This is a genomic window from Martelella mediterranea (assembly GCF_021021415.1).
In the GTDB taxonomy this organism is placed as follows: domain Bacteria; phylum Pseudomonadota; class Alphaproteobacteria; order Rhizobiales; family Rhizobiaceae; genus Martelella; species Martelella mediterranea_C.
Genome location: NZ_JAINWJ010000016.1, coordinates 1 through 14474, shown reverse-complemented (window position 1 = coordinate 14474; position 14474 = coordinate 1). Strand labels below are relative to the sequence as shown.

At 56.8% G+C, this 14474-nt stretch carries 17 protein-coding genes; 2 read left to right on the top strand and 15 right to left on the bottom strand.

Translation table 11 applies throughout. The features are described from left to right. Positions 1-3 precede the first annotated feature (3 nt). Positions 4-759 (top strand): hypothetical protein, encoded by a 756-nt coding sequence (locus K7H91_RS11880; RefSeq protein WP_230720451.1) that lies wholly within the window; start codon positions 4-6, stop codon positions 757-759. Between the two features lie 14 nt (positions 760-773). Here K7H91_RS11880 and K7H91_RS11875 read toward each other — a convergent pair whose 3' ends face one another. The 9 genes from K7H91_RS11875 to K7H91_RS11835 form a co-directional block, all read right to left on the bottom strand. Next, positions 774-1367 (bottom strand): DUF3164 family protein, encoded by a 594-nt coding sequence (locus K7H91_RS11875; RefSeq protein WP_230720618.1) that lies wholly within the window; start codon positions 1365-1367, stop codon positions 774-776. 173 nt (positions 1368-1540) lie between these two features. Next, positions 1541-1780 (bottom strand): hypothetical protein, encoded by a 240-nt coding sequence (locus K7H91_RS11870; RefSeq protein WP_230720448.1) that lies wholly within the window; start codon positions 1778-1780, stop codon positions 1541-1543. Continuing rightward, positions 1777-2079 carry a hypothetical protein gene (locus tag K7H91_RS11865; protein ID WP_230720446.1) on the bottom strand — a complete coding sequence of 101 codons (303 nt, stop codon included), beginning with the start codon at positions 2077-2079 and terminating at the stop codon, positions 1777-1779. The genes K7H91_RS11870 and K7H91_RS11865 overlap by 4 nt, the downstream gene beginning before the upstream one ends. After that, positions 2079-3107, bottom strand: coding sequence for an AAA family ATPase (locus K7H91_RS11860; RefSeq protein WP_230720445.1), 1029 nt, complete (start codon positions 3105-3107; stop codon positions 2079-2081). The genes K7H91_RS11865 and K7H91_RS11860 overlap by 1 nt, the downstream gene beginning before the upstream one ends. A 94-nt stretch (positions 3108-3201) precedes the next feature. After that, positions 3202-5160, bottom strand: a complete 1959-nt coding sequence (locus K7H91_RS11855) for a transposase domain-containing protein (protein WP_230720443.1) — start codon at positions 5158-5160, stop codon at positions 3202-3204. Further along, positions 5157-5615: a hypothetical protein gene (locus K7H91_RS11850; RefSeq protein ID WP_230720442.1), complete on the bottom strand. Its 459-nt coding sequence runs from the start codon at positions 5613-5615 to the stop codon at positions 5157-5159. The genes K7H91_RS11855 and K7H91_RS11850 overlap by 4 nt, the downstream gene beginning before the upstream one ends. Next, positions 5612-6421, bottom strand: coding sequence for a ParB N-terminal domain-containing protein (locus K7H91_RS11845; RefSeq protein WP_230720441.1), 810 nt, complete (start codon positions 6419-6421; stop codon positions 5612-5614). The genes K7H91_RS11850 and K7H91_RS11845 overlap by 4 nt, the downstream gene beginning before the upstream one ends. Further along, positions 6421-6774, bottom strand: coding sequence for a hypothetical protein (locus K7H91_RS11840; protein ID WP_230720440.1), 354 nt, complete (start codon positions 6772-6774; stop codon positions 6421-6423). The genes K7H91_RS11845 and K7H91_RS11840 overlap by 1 nt, the downstream gene beginning before the upstream one ends. Before the next feature lie 211 nt (positions 6775-6985). After that, complete coding sequence (locus tag K7H91_RS11835; RefSeq protein WP_018066439.1) at positions 6986-7273, bottom strand: helix-turn-helix domain-containing protein; 288 nt, start codon at positions 7271-7273, stop codon at positions 6986-6988. 181 nt (positions 7274-7454) lie between these two features. On the opposite strand from K7H91_RS11835, the gene K7H91_RS11830 reads away from it, so the two are divergent. Beyond that, positions 7455-8129, top strand: a complete 675-nt coding sequence (locus tag K7H91_RS11830; RefSeq protein WP_230720439.1) for an XRE family transcriptional regulator — start codon at positions 7455-7457, stop codon at positions 8127-8129. Between the two features lie 93 nt (positions 8130-8222). On the opposite strand, the gene K7H91_RS11825 is transcribed toward K7H91_RS11830, so the two are convergent. From K7H91_RS11825 to K7H91_RS11800, 6 genes are all read right to left on the bottom strand, one after another. Beyond that, positions 8223-9431 (bottom strand): hypothetical protein, encoded by a 1209-nt coding sequence (locus tag K7H91_RS11825; RefSeq protein WP_230720438.1) that lies wholly within the window; start codon positions 9429-9431, stop codon positions 8223-8225. Next, positions 9424-10431, bottom strand: a complete 1008-nt coding sequence (locus K7H91_RS11820) for a nucleoid-associated protein (protein ID WP_230720437.1) — start codon at positions 10429-10431, stop codon at positions 9424-9426. The genes K7H91_RS11825 and K7H91_RS11820 overlap by 8 nt, the downstream gene beginning before the upstream one ends. Positions 10432-10556: 125 nt before the next feature. Beyond that, on the bottom strand, positions 10557-10844 hold the full coding sequence (locus K7H91_RS11815) for a hypothetical protein (protein WP_230720436.1): 288 nt from the start codon (positions 10842-10844) through the stop codon (positions 10557-10559). A gap of 8 nt (positions 10845-10852) precedes the next feature. Then, a complete protein-coding gene (locus tag K7H91_RS11810; protein ID WP_230720435.1) occupies positions 10853-11851 on the bottom strand; it encodes a caspase family protein in 999 nt (332 codons plus the stop codon). Then, positions 11851-12450, bottom strand: coding sequence for a TIR domain-containing protein (locus tag K7H91_RS11805; protein WP_230720434.1), 600 nt, complete (start codon positions 12448-12450; stop codon positions 11851-11853). Before K7H91_RS11805 ends, K7H91_RS11810 begins: the two co-directional genes overlap by 1 nt. 253 nt (positions 12451-12703) lie before the next feature. Further along, positions 12704-13417 carry a hypothetical protein gene (locus K7H91_RS11800; RefSeq protein WP_230720433.1) on the bottom strand — a complete coding sequence of 238 codons (714 nt, stop codon included), beginning with the start codon at positions 13415-13417 and terminating at the stop codon, positions 12704-12706. Positions 13418-14474: the final 1057 nt, after the last annotated feature.

The window sequence follows — 14474 nt, the reverse complement described above, 5'->3', positions numbered from 1 at the left end:
GCGATGACCGCTATAAAGAAACTGAGGGCCTTGAGCGTTAGCGATAAGTTGAAGTGGATTGCCGCCAGTGCGGTTATGCTCGTGCTCTTCGTATTGGTGTTTTCTGCAGTTCCCATAAAAGCATTTCAAACACTTTGGGATTTCATCGGACACCACGAAACGCTTCTGACAGGTATTCTCGCTGTGGCTGCGGCGGTGGCCACGATCGTTCAGATGCGTGTAAGTGATCGAACCTCTTTGCGGCTTTCTCTTCGTCCGGAAGCGCGCCGACTTGAGAGGCTGCTGAATCCGGATTGGCGACGGCTGCAGCACCTGCGCGACAAGGTCAAAAGAAATAAAATATCGCGCACATTCACCAGTGGAACTCCCGAAGGGAACTGGGAAAAATACCACGGTGAAATTATCACATTCAGAAACTCTTTTGGCCTGGCTCTCTCGATCCTCAACGATAAAGAATGGGGCAACATTGAGGACCTCGTGTCGCGCGATACGGAGGATAGAATAGTTAACATCTGCCAGATCGCCGAGTTCGTCTGTTACCTCTGCCGCGAGGAAAACACGAGGATCAGTACTCGGGAAGATGTCTGGCGCGATCCTCGTCTCACCAACGAAGACGAGTCGAAGCGTTCCATTTTCATCGACCGTGTTGAGGAAGAAAAGCGCGAGTTTTGTGCAGAAATGGATCTGCTCTTGGAAGACCTTTTGTCGCTCGCGGACAGCGTCTTCGCTAATGTGCAGAGAACCCTCAGCAACAGTTGATATCTTCCCGGTCATCATGCCCCAGCCCTCGCCAGATCGATCGTGATCGCCTGCCACCGGTCCTCGACCGTTCGCCGGTGATAGAACCGCACATACTGTTTCGAGCCCGTCACCCGCATCGCGTCGCGGATCGCTCCCATGGCGCGCTGCCAGCGCGCGTCCTCGATGTTGTGGCGGAGCAGGCCGAAGATTTCGGCCCGGTTGATCTGGCCTTCCTTGTCGGTGTTGAAGGCGCGGGTGACGATTGCCTGGATCTCCGGGCGGCTCTCCGCCGACCATTCGTTCAGGCATTCGTCGATCAGCCCCTTGGCGATCTGCAGCTCCGGCCCGAAGTCGATCCGTTCGGCGACCTGCACCTGAACCTTCAGCAGTCCGTCATAGGACTGATAGGTCCGGTTGCCCTTCTTGCCGCCCTTGGTGACCTCATATTCCTGCGCCAGCAGCGCGTCGAAGCCGTCGAGGTCGATCATCGTGTGTTCGAGGAACCGGCCGATCTGGGCGGAAAGGTCGAAGGCGAAGGCGATGACCTTGCGCACCACCTCGTCCTCCAGCTTGTGCTGCGGTTTCACCATGTCGAGCGGCACCAGCCGGGCGCTGGCATCCGTCATGAAATCCCGGCCATTGACCAGCGTGACGCCGGTGCCGATCTCGCGCACCTGTGCCCGGTAAAGCGCCTCCGGCACGAACCGGCCGCGTACGTCCTCGACATAGCACGCCCCGCCGATCTCGGCGACGCGGACCTGCCGCTCTTCGTTTTCAAGAATGCATGCTTCCATCGCGTTCATGCCGCGTCGCCTCCATTGGTGTCTTCGGTCAGGGTCAGTTTCAGCGGCGGAAGGGGCCGCCGCGTTTCGGCGAGGAGGCGATGTTCCGCCTCCAGCTCCTCGGTAAGCGCGATGCCGGTGTTGAGACGCGTGAGGATGCCCTCCAGCTCGTTCACCGTCGGGCGCTTCTGCGCGCGGATGAACAGCAGCATTTCGTCGCGCACGCCGCCGAGATATTCGGATGCCTGCAGGTTCATCGCCTTCCTCCCGTGAAATCCGGTCGAACGATCTTGCCCTCCGGGTCGGTGACGAGCTGGCCGAGCTTGCGGCCGGCCTCGCGGTCGAGAATGGTCCTTTGGGCGTTGCGCTGTTCGGTGATCCGATGGATCGCGACTTCCTCTTCCATCGATCGGGCAAGCCTGCGCATCGCCTTGAGCTGCTTGACGAAGCGGAAGGTTTCCTCCGCCGAAAGCGAGCAGCCGGTGTGCGAGCAATCCTCGAACTGGATGGCGTAGTGCGACAGCGTGTCGCTGAGCGTCGTGTCAAGGTGGCTCATCAGGCGATGTCCTCGACGTCACGGTTCTTCCAGGCGGTCTCGACATGGCGGGCATTGATCGGCTCGTCGTTTGCCATTGCCAGCATCGCGGCAAGCTTCAGCGTCTTGTCGATCTGCCCGAGCGCGCCGCCTTTCAGCCCCATGCCGATCAGGGTCTTGATCGCGACCGGATCGGTGACGCCCCAGGCATCGATAAAGGCTTCCAGATCCTGCCGGAGCGGCTGGCGGCGGTTGAGCCGCTTGCCGATGCGCCGGCGAAGCTGGGCATAGGAGCGGCCCTCGGATTTGCTGGCAAACCGCCCATAGACCTCGTCATTGCCGACCAGCGCGACGCCGCAGCCATAGATATCGACGAAGTGCCGGAGCTGGTTGATCGCGTCATCGACAAGGTTCTGCGCCTCGTCGATGATCAACAGCGTGCCGCCGCCGATCCGCTCCAGCTTCTTGCCGATCGCCCGCGTCAGCTTGGCCGGATTGTGCTCCTGCACATTCAGCTCGGCGGCAAGCTCGATCAGCATCGCATGCACATTCTTGGTGTGCGGGCTGACGGTGGCGAGATAGGCATGCGGGCGGGTGGCGCAGTAATGCCTGCAGGCCATGGTTTTGCCCATGCCGGCGGCCAGCGTGACGATCACGAAATCGGAGGTGACCTGCGCCCAGTTGAGCGTTTCCAGCACCTCATTTGCGGTGCGGGTTTTCAGGAAGGTCGGCGATTGCGGGACTTTCGCCGCGAACGCCGCCTGATCCTCGACGTCGTCGAGCCATTGGCGCACCGTCTGGTTCTGCTTGTCCAGGCGGCCGTTATATTTGCCGGAGACCCATTGCGAGAATGTGCCGTCGGCCATGCCGCAGCGGCGCGCCACTTCGGCCTTTGTCCAGCCATTGGCGTTCGCCACCTCGATGGTGCGGTCGATCAGCGACCACCACTGGTCGATATCGTCCTGGCTGCGGTTTGTGGAAAGCTCCGGTCCCGCGACGGGGCGCTCCCAGAGTGTCTTGGTTTGGCTTGTGCCGGAATAGATGTTCATTTATGGTTCCTTTGCTTAGATTGTTGGGCGGGGGTGACCCCGCCCGTTTTTTTGGAACCGTACGCACTACATTTCGGTTGTCCGCCGGACATGACTAGGCGTCCGACGCCTTCCCTTTCGGGAACTTGATCACCCCGCCATCGCCCCGGATCATGGACATGGCGCGGGAGAAACTCTCTTCGAAGTCGATCTCGTCTTCCTGCTGCCGCGGCTTCATCTGCGGCACGGTGGCAATGCGCGTGACCACCGGGCGCTGAGGCTCGACAGGCGAGGGGACTTCGGGCTTTTCGCCGCGATAGATGATCTCGCCGAGCTCGCGCGCAGTGAGCTTCTTCTTGGCCGCGAGCGCGGCCTTGTTGGCGCGCTGGAACTCGCTACGAGTTTTGTTGTGTTGCCGGGCTTCGCCCATGGTGAGGAAGCCTGCGTCATCGATGCAATCGGCATCGCAGATGAGCCGGTCCTGCAGATCGTAAATCCTGACCGGCTGGTGCAGATTGTCCGGGTCGAACCGGATCGTGACCTTCTTGCCCGCATATTGCGTGAGCTCCGGCGACCAGTAACGGTTCTTCTGGAAATGGATCATGCCATTGCCCTTGGAAGCCTTGATGCCTTCGGAGGCGAGCAGCCAGAGCGAGCGTTGCGCCGCCGATGGCCAGCGAACGATGCTGGTGGGCTTGGCGAGGCTTGCCTCGAACGTTTCGTCGAAGCTGCGGCCCTTACAGGTCTCGGCCCGGCGTCCTGTCTGGGCGTTGTGCTCGGCGATCTGCGCGGCCACATGCGCCTTGAACTCATCGAGCGGGATAGCGCGCTCGCGATAGTTCTCGGGCTTCGCGTCGGGCTTGTTGCCGGTATAGGCGCCCGAGCAGAACGGATGCTTGCCGATCGCCTCGGCCAGATCCCGCCAGGCGCGCTCGATCGGCTTCGACTGGCCGGAATAGGGCAGGGACCAGTGCAGATTGATCCCGAGCGTCGTCACCAGCCCGCGCGGGTCTTCCTCGCGAACCTTGTTGCGGAACCGCGTCGGCGTCTGGCCGGAAATCCACTTGCTGGCAAAGGCGCGGCCATTGTCTAGCACCATGTCATCGGGAATGCCGAATGCCTCGACCATGTCGCCGATGACCAGGCGCACCGCCGTCCAGGTCTCGGCTTCTGAAAGCCGCCATGCGACGATCTTGCCGGAGTAGACGTCCTGAATGGCAATCAGATACATGCGCGTCGGGTCTTTCGCCCAAGGCACGGACACGAAGACGTCAACCTTGTGGCCATCCATATTCACGACCTGCATCGCATGGAGACCGGCCCGGCTGCGCCGTTGCGCCGGATAAAGCGCTTTCGCCTTTTCTTTGCCGTCACGGGCGATCACCTGTTCGGCGCGCGGCACTTCTGCCTCCAGCCGACGGCGAAGCGAGCGCTCGCCAGGCACGGGCGTCCACCCCTCGCGTTTGGCGACCTTGGCCATGCGGCGGTAGCAGGCTGAAAATGCCGGGCGTTCCGGCCGCAAATAATCGGAAATCAGAAACCGCCAAGCATCCTCATTGCATTCAGCAGCCCGTGTCGCGGACGAAAACGAGGGCGCGAGCGCGGCCAGCCAATCGGCGCGCGGCGCTTTGTCGGCGAGCGACTGCCAATAGTAGAGCACGCGCTGGCTGACGCCCTCCATCTTCGAAACAACCTCGAAGGCAGTCCGGGCGGTAACGCCCGCGTCGATCATTTCACGGACTTTCAAAAGCGCCTTCAAACGCCTTTCACAGGCCTCTTTATGGGGCTTTGAAAGGGCTTCATATTTCGCCCAAAGCTGCTTGCGGGCGGCGGCGGCTTCGCGGTCCTGCTTATGCTCGGCCTCGAAATGACCGACCTTCAGCCGCGCCTGAGCGGCGTTCGGCAGAAGCGAGATGTGATATTCAAACCCGCCGCCGCGCCCCGCGCGCTTGCGAACATGGGCGCTGGCGCGCCAGCCCTGGCGTTCGCCGAACTGCTCGATGCCACGCCGCGTGCCGGGCATGTCCGGCAGTTTCGCCTCGGCGAGCTCGGTGGAGGTAAACCACTCCTTCATGTCCGCCCCCGCCGAATATTCACGGGCCGCGCCGTCAATGCCTTCAGCTCGGCGGTCAGCTTGCGCCGCTCCTGTTCAAGCCGGGCAATCTCGGCAAGCCGCGCCTCATCACCTTCAAGCAACAACAGCCCGTCATCGGAAACGATCTCGTCCCAAAGCCACACCGCGCCGGTGGCCCGCACAAACGCCTTGAACCGGGCGAGGCTGATATCATGGCCGTTCTTGCTCTCGGCCGTGTAGGCATCGAGTGTCGCCTTGGAGATGCTGGCGAGCCCGAGATAAAGCGCCATCCGCGCCGCGATCGTGGGTCGGTCGTAAGGGCATTCGCGGATTGCCCGCGCCATGGCTCGCTTCACCCGTGCCCGGAAGCGCTCAAGGTCGATGGATTGCGCGGCCTCGCGCACTGGAAACAGCGGCGCGGCAAAGAAATCGAGCTGATCGGGATCGGGCTTCATGCCGCATCCTCCACGCCGATTTCAGCCAGAAACGCCTTGCGCGTCGCATCATCAGCCTTCGACCAGATTTCGAGCAGCGCCTTCAACATGCCGTCGCGCTTCGCCTCGGGCTTCTCGGTGGAGCGGACGGCCTTCACATGACCCAACGCCTTTTTCAGATCGCCGCCCTCGGCGCGAAGGGCGATCGCCGCGCGCCGCTGCTCCTGCGGCTCCATCTTGGCGAGCTTCAACAGTGCCGCCTGGTTGTCGGCCACCGGCGTGCCGCGCACGGCGGCGCGGAGGTCGGAATGCAGGCGTTGGGATATGCGTGTGAGCAGCTTTACGGTCTCGGGCGAGACGCCCATCCGACGAGCGACATGCTTGCTAAATCCGCCTCGCGCCTCGTCTTCCATTAATTGGGTAATGTTTACCCTATTTTCCGGGCGACCCGGTTCGACCTTACCGTATTTGCTTTCCCAAACATCGCGATAGGTCTGAACGAAGACGGCGCGATCGATCACCGAGAGCTCATTGCGAAACAGGTTTTCGGTGATCTCCAGAAGCACCGACTCCTGCTGATCCGCATCGACGACAACAGCGTCGATTTCCATCTCGTCCAGCAGTTCCATGGCGCGCAGCCGGTGGGCGCCCGCCACCAGCGTGTAAGCTCCGCCCTTGGCGGCGGGCGTGGCCCGCACCGTCACCGGGTTCAAAAGCCCGTGCTCCACAATGGAAGCAGAGATCGCCAGCGCATGGTCTTCCTCGACCGCGCGAAGCCGCTCCGGCACATGGATTTTGGCAATGGGAATGGTCTTGGAAACAGCCATCACGCTGCCTCCTCGTAGATGGAGGTAAGCGCCGCGTCGGCGCGCTCCGCCATGGCGTTGTAGTAGGCGAAAAACACCGGATTTTCGCAGCGATAGTCGATGATGCGTAGAGCCCGATATACAGACTCGCGCGATCTTTCCTGCATCCGCGCCACGCGCCGTTTCGGCACGTTGAACTTGCGGATCAGCATGTGCAGCGCGATCTGGCGCGCCAGCGCCGCGTCGAACATTTCATGCGGCGGGTCGATGATCTCGGCGATCGTCAGATAGGGAAAACCCTCCCGCACCGCCATGACGCAGGCATGGTAGAGCGCGTGTTCGCGTTCATGAGCGCTGTGAAAATTGATGGTCATGCGTCGCTCCGGCATGTCGAAGTCGCAAACGGCATGTCTAATTCGCCATGACGATTAGACTTGTGGTTGCGGCGGAAAACGGAAAAAATGCGAGTCGTGGAGCGGAAGGACAGCTTGCGTCGGCCGGGCTCAAGCGTCTCGTCAGAGATGAGCCTCTCCGAAAAGCCGGAGAAACTGGCCAGAACCGTCTGATCCATCCGCTCCACGTTCATCAGGCGGCGTCCTTCGTGGTCTTCTCGCCTGTGGACTCTGCCGCGTATTCGCGCGACAGAATGGTGTTCGACCGTTTGGGATAGCGGCCGGGGAAAAGCAGTTCGACGGGAACCTTGAGAAAGCGGGCGATGGCACGCTCCACTTTCTGATTTGGCCGCTTCCATACGGCGCGGAAGGTTCCGGGGTTGAGTTTGTTGATCTCGGCGAGCTTCGTCAGCGTCATGCCGCGACGATGAAGCTCCGCCTTGATCGCGAACTGATCCCACGTTCTGGGCTTATCCGGCATCTGTCTCTCCGGTCTGGGGCTGTTGGCGCAGCCCTTATTTTTGGTCAAACAACGCGCATTTGCCGTCAGCGAGTGCGCTACAGATGTAGGATTAAACCAGAAATCTGTTTTTGTAAAACGGAAAAGTGGTTTTATAGCGTGATTTTGATTGGCTAGGCCGGAAGTTGAACCCAAAACCCCTTTGGCGCAGCGTCTTCGCGACCTTCGAAAAGCTATCGGGGATCCGGAACGGGAAGAGCTCGCCCGCTCGATCGGCGTGAGCAAGAACACGCTGGCTTCCTACGAGCGCGGGGAGTCGGAGCCGACGGCGACCGCGATCAACGCCTATCGCGTTCACTGCAAGGTCAACGTTGGATGGTTGGTCACCGGCGAAGGTGAAATGTTCGCGTCAAACGGGGAGGGCGCGCTGGCCGCCAACAAGAGCGGAGCGGGCAAATCGGACTGGCTACCCCTGCCATTCTTCGCTGCAGAGGCCGCTGCCGGCTTCGGCCGCATAGCCCTGGAAGAACTGCCAGCCGGATCAGTGGCCTTCGAACGCGCCTTCCTGAGAGGCCTCGGCGCCTCGCCAGACAACTGCTTCGTCATGAAATCCCGCGGCGACAGCATGCAGCCCACAATCCCGGACGACTCCATCCTGGTCATAGACCAAAGCCAAACCGAAAAAATCGAACACGGCTGCCTCTACGTCTTCAGAGTAGCGGACGTGCTCCTGGTAAAGCGAGCAAGGTGGCACATGAATGGCAAACTGGAACTCAGCTCCGACAACTCCGCCTACCAGCCCGAATTCCTCGACCAGACGCACGCGGACACGCTGAGCGTGCTGGGGAGAGTGGTGTATTTTTGCCGGGCGCCGTGAGCGATCACCAACCACTCTTGAGCTTGTTGGGACAGCATTGCTAAAATAAGACGTCGTCAGATTGGTCGGATGGTTGTAGTGTGCTGTAATGGATTATCCAGGCGGCGCTGGGCCACCGAAGAGGCAACCCCAAGCATTCAGCTCAGTCGTCATGCTATATCCGCGCCATGTGAACCAAGCGCCTGCTAGCGCTAAAAGACTGATCGCAAGCAGTACACCCCGATGCCAGCATATCCGCGCATTGATCGCATCGAATGCGCTGTTGAACATGCCGCTAATTTCACTGAAATCCGAGTTGAGCCTCTTACGCTGATCTTTGATCTCGCGGCTTATGGCGTCGAGTGTAAGCATTTGATTCCAGCAAGACGCGATGAGAAGGGCGACGAAAAGGAATGCTCCGCCAAGAATGGCGATGTTCGCAATAGCTTCTGGGCCACAAGTCTTCGTCGATTTCAATTGGGTCGCTATGATGATGGCGGAGACAGGTAATCCCAATAATTGGCCCTGAATATCCGTAAATGTCTTATGCACTCTGGCGATGTATTCGGCTTGGCTCTTCTCGATTTCTCCACGGACCTTGGAGTAAGAAAAGCTCGACGCAAATAGCTTGTAACCTTCCTCCACCCGCTTCTTGAGTTCATCTGCATTCTGCAGCAGGTATATGAAGCGGCCATTTTCCAATTGCCCTGCCACTAGCGTTTTTATCGATTCTCCAAGAATGCTCAGCCTTTGTTCTCTGTGCAAATCACCTTCCAGTGTGGCCGAAAGATCATCAATCTTTGTTTCGTCCACGTACTGAAAATCGTTAAAACAATAATTAATCGGTACTTCTATGCGCCTATCGCCGAAATAAACTAGCAATGCGTGACTGACGTCGGTGAAAAGTGCGGCCTTACGAAGAATGCATACAAACCTCAGTATCGCTCTGTATTTCTCAAGAGGGACGGAGGTCGGAAGCTGACTTGAATGAGATTTATCAGACTTAATGAAGAAGTTTGAAGGGGCTTCCACTCGCCTTTGTGGGGCGTTGAGAAAACCATCCCAATTTTCGGTGAGTATCCCTAGCTTATACTGCGGATAACCAATGCGCGCGCGAATAGCTTTGCCTAAAGCCGCTTGCTCCATAGAACCTAAAATCGCGATGTCCGCGGTTTCCGCCGCCTTGTCCGAATTTTCGATTCGTTGAAGTGTCTCAAGGATGCTAGGAGTAGCGATGGAGATGTTACCCTCTTCGCCATCGTCCCAGACTGTATTGAGATAAACGTCTAATAGGTCTGACCAAGCGATTGTCGCGTTAGTCACCCTCGATCTCCTTAATTAGTTCTTGCCGCATGTTTTCCGGCACGTCTAACAGAGTTAGACTGTTTTCGACAGGATCGAAGCGGACCTTCTCTTCATGCAGTGCTTTGCGCGCAAACTCAACGGTCCAGTTTGATGTCTTCTGCTTAAACTCAACTAGGCCTTTTAACGCTCGCCGATCTGCTACAAAGCCGTCGTTGAGGCTGCGATCCGGGTCAGCGAGCACTTCAATCAGAGGTTCCGGATCGTCTGGTAAAAGTTCATTTGCCAGGGCGGCGAAATCGACTGGTTTGTCAAGTTTGACATCACGCGACAAGATGTCCACAGCGCGATCCAGAAAGCTGGTTCGTTCGGCTGGGTTCATATTTTGTTTTTCGGCGAAGTCTTTCAGCGCTTCCACCATATTGGTGGTTTCAACTCTGGCCAGAACCGTGGTGTCACAGCCCAGAAAGGCCTTGAAATACTCCGAAACGGCGCCTTTGCCTTTTAGAAAGCTGACATACCGCTCCTGATCGTTGTCCCAACCGTGGAGGTTAACACGACCTGCAAAGCGGTATCCGTCGACATCAAGGTGCTTAACGTCTTCGAGGTCGGTGTTTTCCGTAAGCGCGGCGCTTATCTTGTCATTGACAATCGCCACTAGAATGTACTGGATTTCTTCTCGAGCGAAATGAGCGAAAAATACGTGTCCGCCTTCGGAAGCCGGACGAGCGCTCGCTTCTTTGGAGAGAGTATCCATAAGAGCCAACGTTGTCTCTTCGAATGTGGCCGTCCCGATGATGTACTCACGGAGGCGAAGAGAACTGGGGAAATTGTCAGTGTCGGTCGAAAATCTGCCGTAAGCCTTCGACGGGCGTCTCGCATAAAGCCTGTGCAGATCATCGATTAGGCGCTTGGCTGTATTCCCTACCGCCAAAGCACCGTTGCCTGCATGAACTTGATACTCCCCGGCATCTACTTTCTCTAGGTGGTGGATTGCGACCGAAATAATATTGTCCGCCAACTGCCCCTCCATTGGCTGATTCTCTATCACAAATAAGACCAAATTTATTCTTGGATTGCTATAATCGTTTAGTGTCTGTCCAAGAATGGGGTATCGGTGGGCTTCGCCCTAATTGCAACGGTATTTCACTCAGAATGGTATCTATTTTTCTCGATCCGCAAAGCAGACTTAATGATTTCTGTGTAGCTACGCACCTGCTCACGGTCGCTCTCCTTCTCTTCCTCGGAGAGTTCACAATAGGGCGTTTCTATCTGCCTTTCCCAACGTGCAACAAGGTCAGCTGGAATGACGAGCGATCCATCCGCCTGCTTAGTGGCCTTGTTGTGTAGGTAGTACTGCCACTTCGCCCAGCGTGCATGCTCAATGCCGGCTAGTTTTTCGATTAAATCATCGATTATTTGATCCGTGTCCATATCGGTGCTCATATCATGTCGGCTTCGACCAGACGACGGTAATGCTCTCCCAACGCGGTCAGCTGACAGGTTTTACTGTTCCAGGCCGCGTGCCACATGTGCTCCTCCCCAACAGGACGAACTAGGTTTACCTTCACTAAACGTTGCAACACTGCGAAGACGGCATTCTTGTCCGGATCAGGAGCCGGAATGGATCTATCTCGCTTCTGCTCCGGTGATCTTTCCGGCTCATAGGAAGGATCGAGAGGGAACTCGTAGCCTTCGGTAGGGAAGAGGCTGGTGAGGGACTGCAGATCGGCTAGAGGAATGGGCGCTGCTGCCTTCCGAAGCGACACGAAGGATTTCACATTGGTTTTGAAGATGGGGCGTTGACCAGACCATGGACCTAGCGATTGGTCTATGTGCGCATACACGCTGCCGGGGGTCACATCACCGACAAGATTGGCCGCTGCCCCTTGAAGTGCGTCGACCATCAAGCTGGTGAAGACGCCACCGGGAATGCCGTCTTGCTTTTCCATCGCATACTGATCAGCGGTTGATGCAGTGAGTATGGTCAAACCGGATGGGATTTCGGCCATTCCCTTACCCGCAGGCTTATCGCCAGTGATCCCACCGTGGCAGCTATCGAGGATAATCACCTTGTTTTTGGCGGGCGATTTTTTCGCGAGCGTCATCACCTCGTCTAGGGAAAGTCCGTCGTCTCCTGTTTTGCAGTCAGCAGCACAAAGGTAGCCGCCCGTGTCTTCGATGTAGCCGTGGCCGGCGAAGTAAAATAGCGCGACGTCGGAATCATCTTTGAATAATTCTCTGACAGCTTCCTTGATTGTCGATCGGCCAACTGTTTCTTCAGAGTTTGTTCCGATTATAAGCTTAGGTGTGATGAAGTTGACGGTGCCATCCGCGTTACGCTCCAATACGCTTTTCACGGCATACGCGTCGTTTACACAGCCATTTAGGCCGGAAATGTGTAGGTAATGGTCGATGCCGACTATGAGGGCCTTGCGCATCAGAGGCTATCGATCCAGTTGGCTATATTGCTCCAGGTCCAAACCATAGTGTTGAGGCCGTCTAGTTTGGTCCGATCGTCCTTATAGCACCACATGCCGCGGACGGGCTTGCCTTCCTCCTTGGCACACTTAATCTCCCACTTCTGGCCGCTTGAAGAAAGCGAGTTCTCGCTAACAAGAACGAGTACGCCATCGGAGCGCTTAATGCGACTGCGAACGCGATCCTTCCAGTTTTCGTCGTACGGTTCCTTCACCGACATATCGATATATTCAAAAGGAGAGTTGGTGTTGAGGGATTGTCCCTTCACGTAGTCACGGCATCTTTCGTCCTCTATGGCGAAAGCTACGAAAACTATTTTCTTGTTTGTCACGATCTGTCTCCTCCCAGCCAGCGGCTCTTCGAGCGGATAAACGGCAAAACCAGTCCAGGCCACTTCCGTTTGTTCAGCTGTTTCTTCGAATAGCGGCATTAAACGGTTTGTGATTAACAAGGTCAATATACCGGAACTCTCGACCGGACTGATCTGATGTCGGCCATTTGGTGGATTGCCTTCTATTTCTGGGGCTCGCGGACTCGCATAATGGAATCTGTTCGCCAAACCGCTTCCGGCCCTTCTAAATTCTCGGCTTGCTCTGCAACGAACAACTGTTTCGGGATGTACTACTGAGCGCATGAGCGGCTGAGTTGGGGCCGGAAGCGGACTGGCGGGTTTGGGCAGGATCAGCCCCAGATCCGCCGTTAGTGTTTCGCGCGTCGTGGCGCCAGTCTCTGACAGCAAGGGTGGAAAGCTGCCCGTGACGTCGCGGCATTGTAACCACCGAAATCCGCATTTCGGAAGTATTCGACGTCTCCTAAGCAACAGCTTGTTTGGTGGCATTACAGGGTTCCAACGCTGCGCGCAGCTTAGCCATCGCAGAGTTGTGGGCGGCCGCAAACCATTCATGCTTAAATTCAATTGTCAAAGCTATCGCCTTGACGTCTTCTGGCATGTCATCCGATTGTTCAATGAAGGCAGGGGTCTCGGCAACGGCAGCCTCCACATCTGTGGTCGATTCAAAGGTGCTTGCGGCATTCAAACAATCAAGCATCACCGGGCCAACGACCGATTCGCACTTTGCGATGACATCTAGCAAGTAGCTGCCGAAGGCGCAGAATGTCTTTTTTCCATTTTGGTTTTTAACTTCCGGCTCAGCGAGAAACATCGGGAAGTTGCCGTCGACGTGTGCTTTAGACGTGATGTCCAATCCACGGTGAACGACCGCGTTGCGCAACTCGCGGATATAGGAATAGTTTGCCTCTCCGTCTTCGTATCCAGGAAACACCATGCGCGAATACAACTGCACTTCAAAGTCGTTTGGTTGCAGCGTTTTCGTTTCGCGAAAGAGTTCTGTCGCCGCCAGAAGATTCACAAAATAGCCAGAGTAGTGAACTCGCATGTCCGCCTGATCAGTGACGGAGAGTGGAGTGCGGAACGAGAGCGCTGCGCGCAGCGCAGTTTGTCTTGCTGACATGTACCACGACAACGAATACAGCATGTTTCTGTTTTCGATGCTCAAGGTTGTCATTGGTTCTCCCGGCAAACGCCACGAAATGAAACGCCTGACCCTACCTTAGAACTGGGCTGCTCGAAAGACGACATCACCGAACGAACAACGTCGGGTCGGGAGCGTCGTGTCTTGCGGGGGCTGAGTCCTTAAGCGTTGCGTCCGCTTCCTGGGCATCTCCACCCCCAGCGACGGTCTGCTCTCTCCCTCTGTGGACCTCAGTACTCCGCGCAACGAACGGCAGCTTTCGGGAACTGTACTCCGGGAATTGAGCGACCGGCTCGGGCGGCGCAAAGCTGACGGAACCTCCACTTCCATGTTTCTTGAGGCCAATTTAAAGGCAAATGCGTTGAAATGTTTCGTAAATCCTCGAAAATGGCAGAAGCTTCCATGTTCGGATTGCAATTTGGGCTTTCTTTACGGCATTCAGAGCGACGTCCAGATGGCCTTTAAATCATCTTCCAAGGGTATTTGAAGCCGACCCGTGAAAACCCCTCAAGTCCCGCGAAGCCTTAAATCTCAGTCGTTTCGCGGGGAGGGGACGGTTCAGTTCCATAAGGGGCCTTATGACGCATCCGCGCCGGATTCTTCTGTTTTCATGCCTTTTGAAGAGGTTGGCTGCGACTGGGCTGCGCTTCACACTGAAGGAGGAACTTTGAAAACCTCAACTGTCAAAGTTGGTTCCTAGCATCGCCGGCCGATATATTGGCAGATCGCCTGCGAAATAAGGCATTCGCGCGGCTTCCCGCCTGTTTTCGCCTATTCCCGGATATTGCAACCTCATCTGACAAACAACAGTAGTGTAGCGTGACGCGCGGTTTTGCAATTTTGACAGCTGGTTTTGCAGCAACCGGTTTTGCGACACCCCGATTTAGCATTCAAAACCCGAGTGGCACTAGCTTCCCATAGAACGCCAAGGAGAGCTCTCTTTTCAAAGTAGCTCAACCTTGCGCTATGCTATCAACTCTTGTCGAGCTTTGACGCGGCCGCTTTTCTGGCATCTATCACGGCGTTAATCCGATCCGTCTGAACGGACATTAGAGCCGGATTCAAAAGTTCATGACGGGAAACAATATCG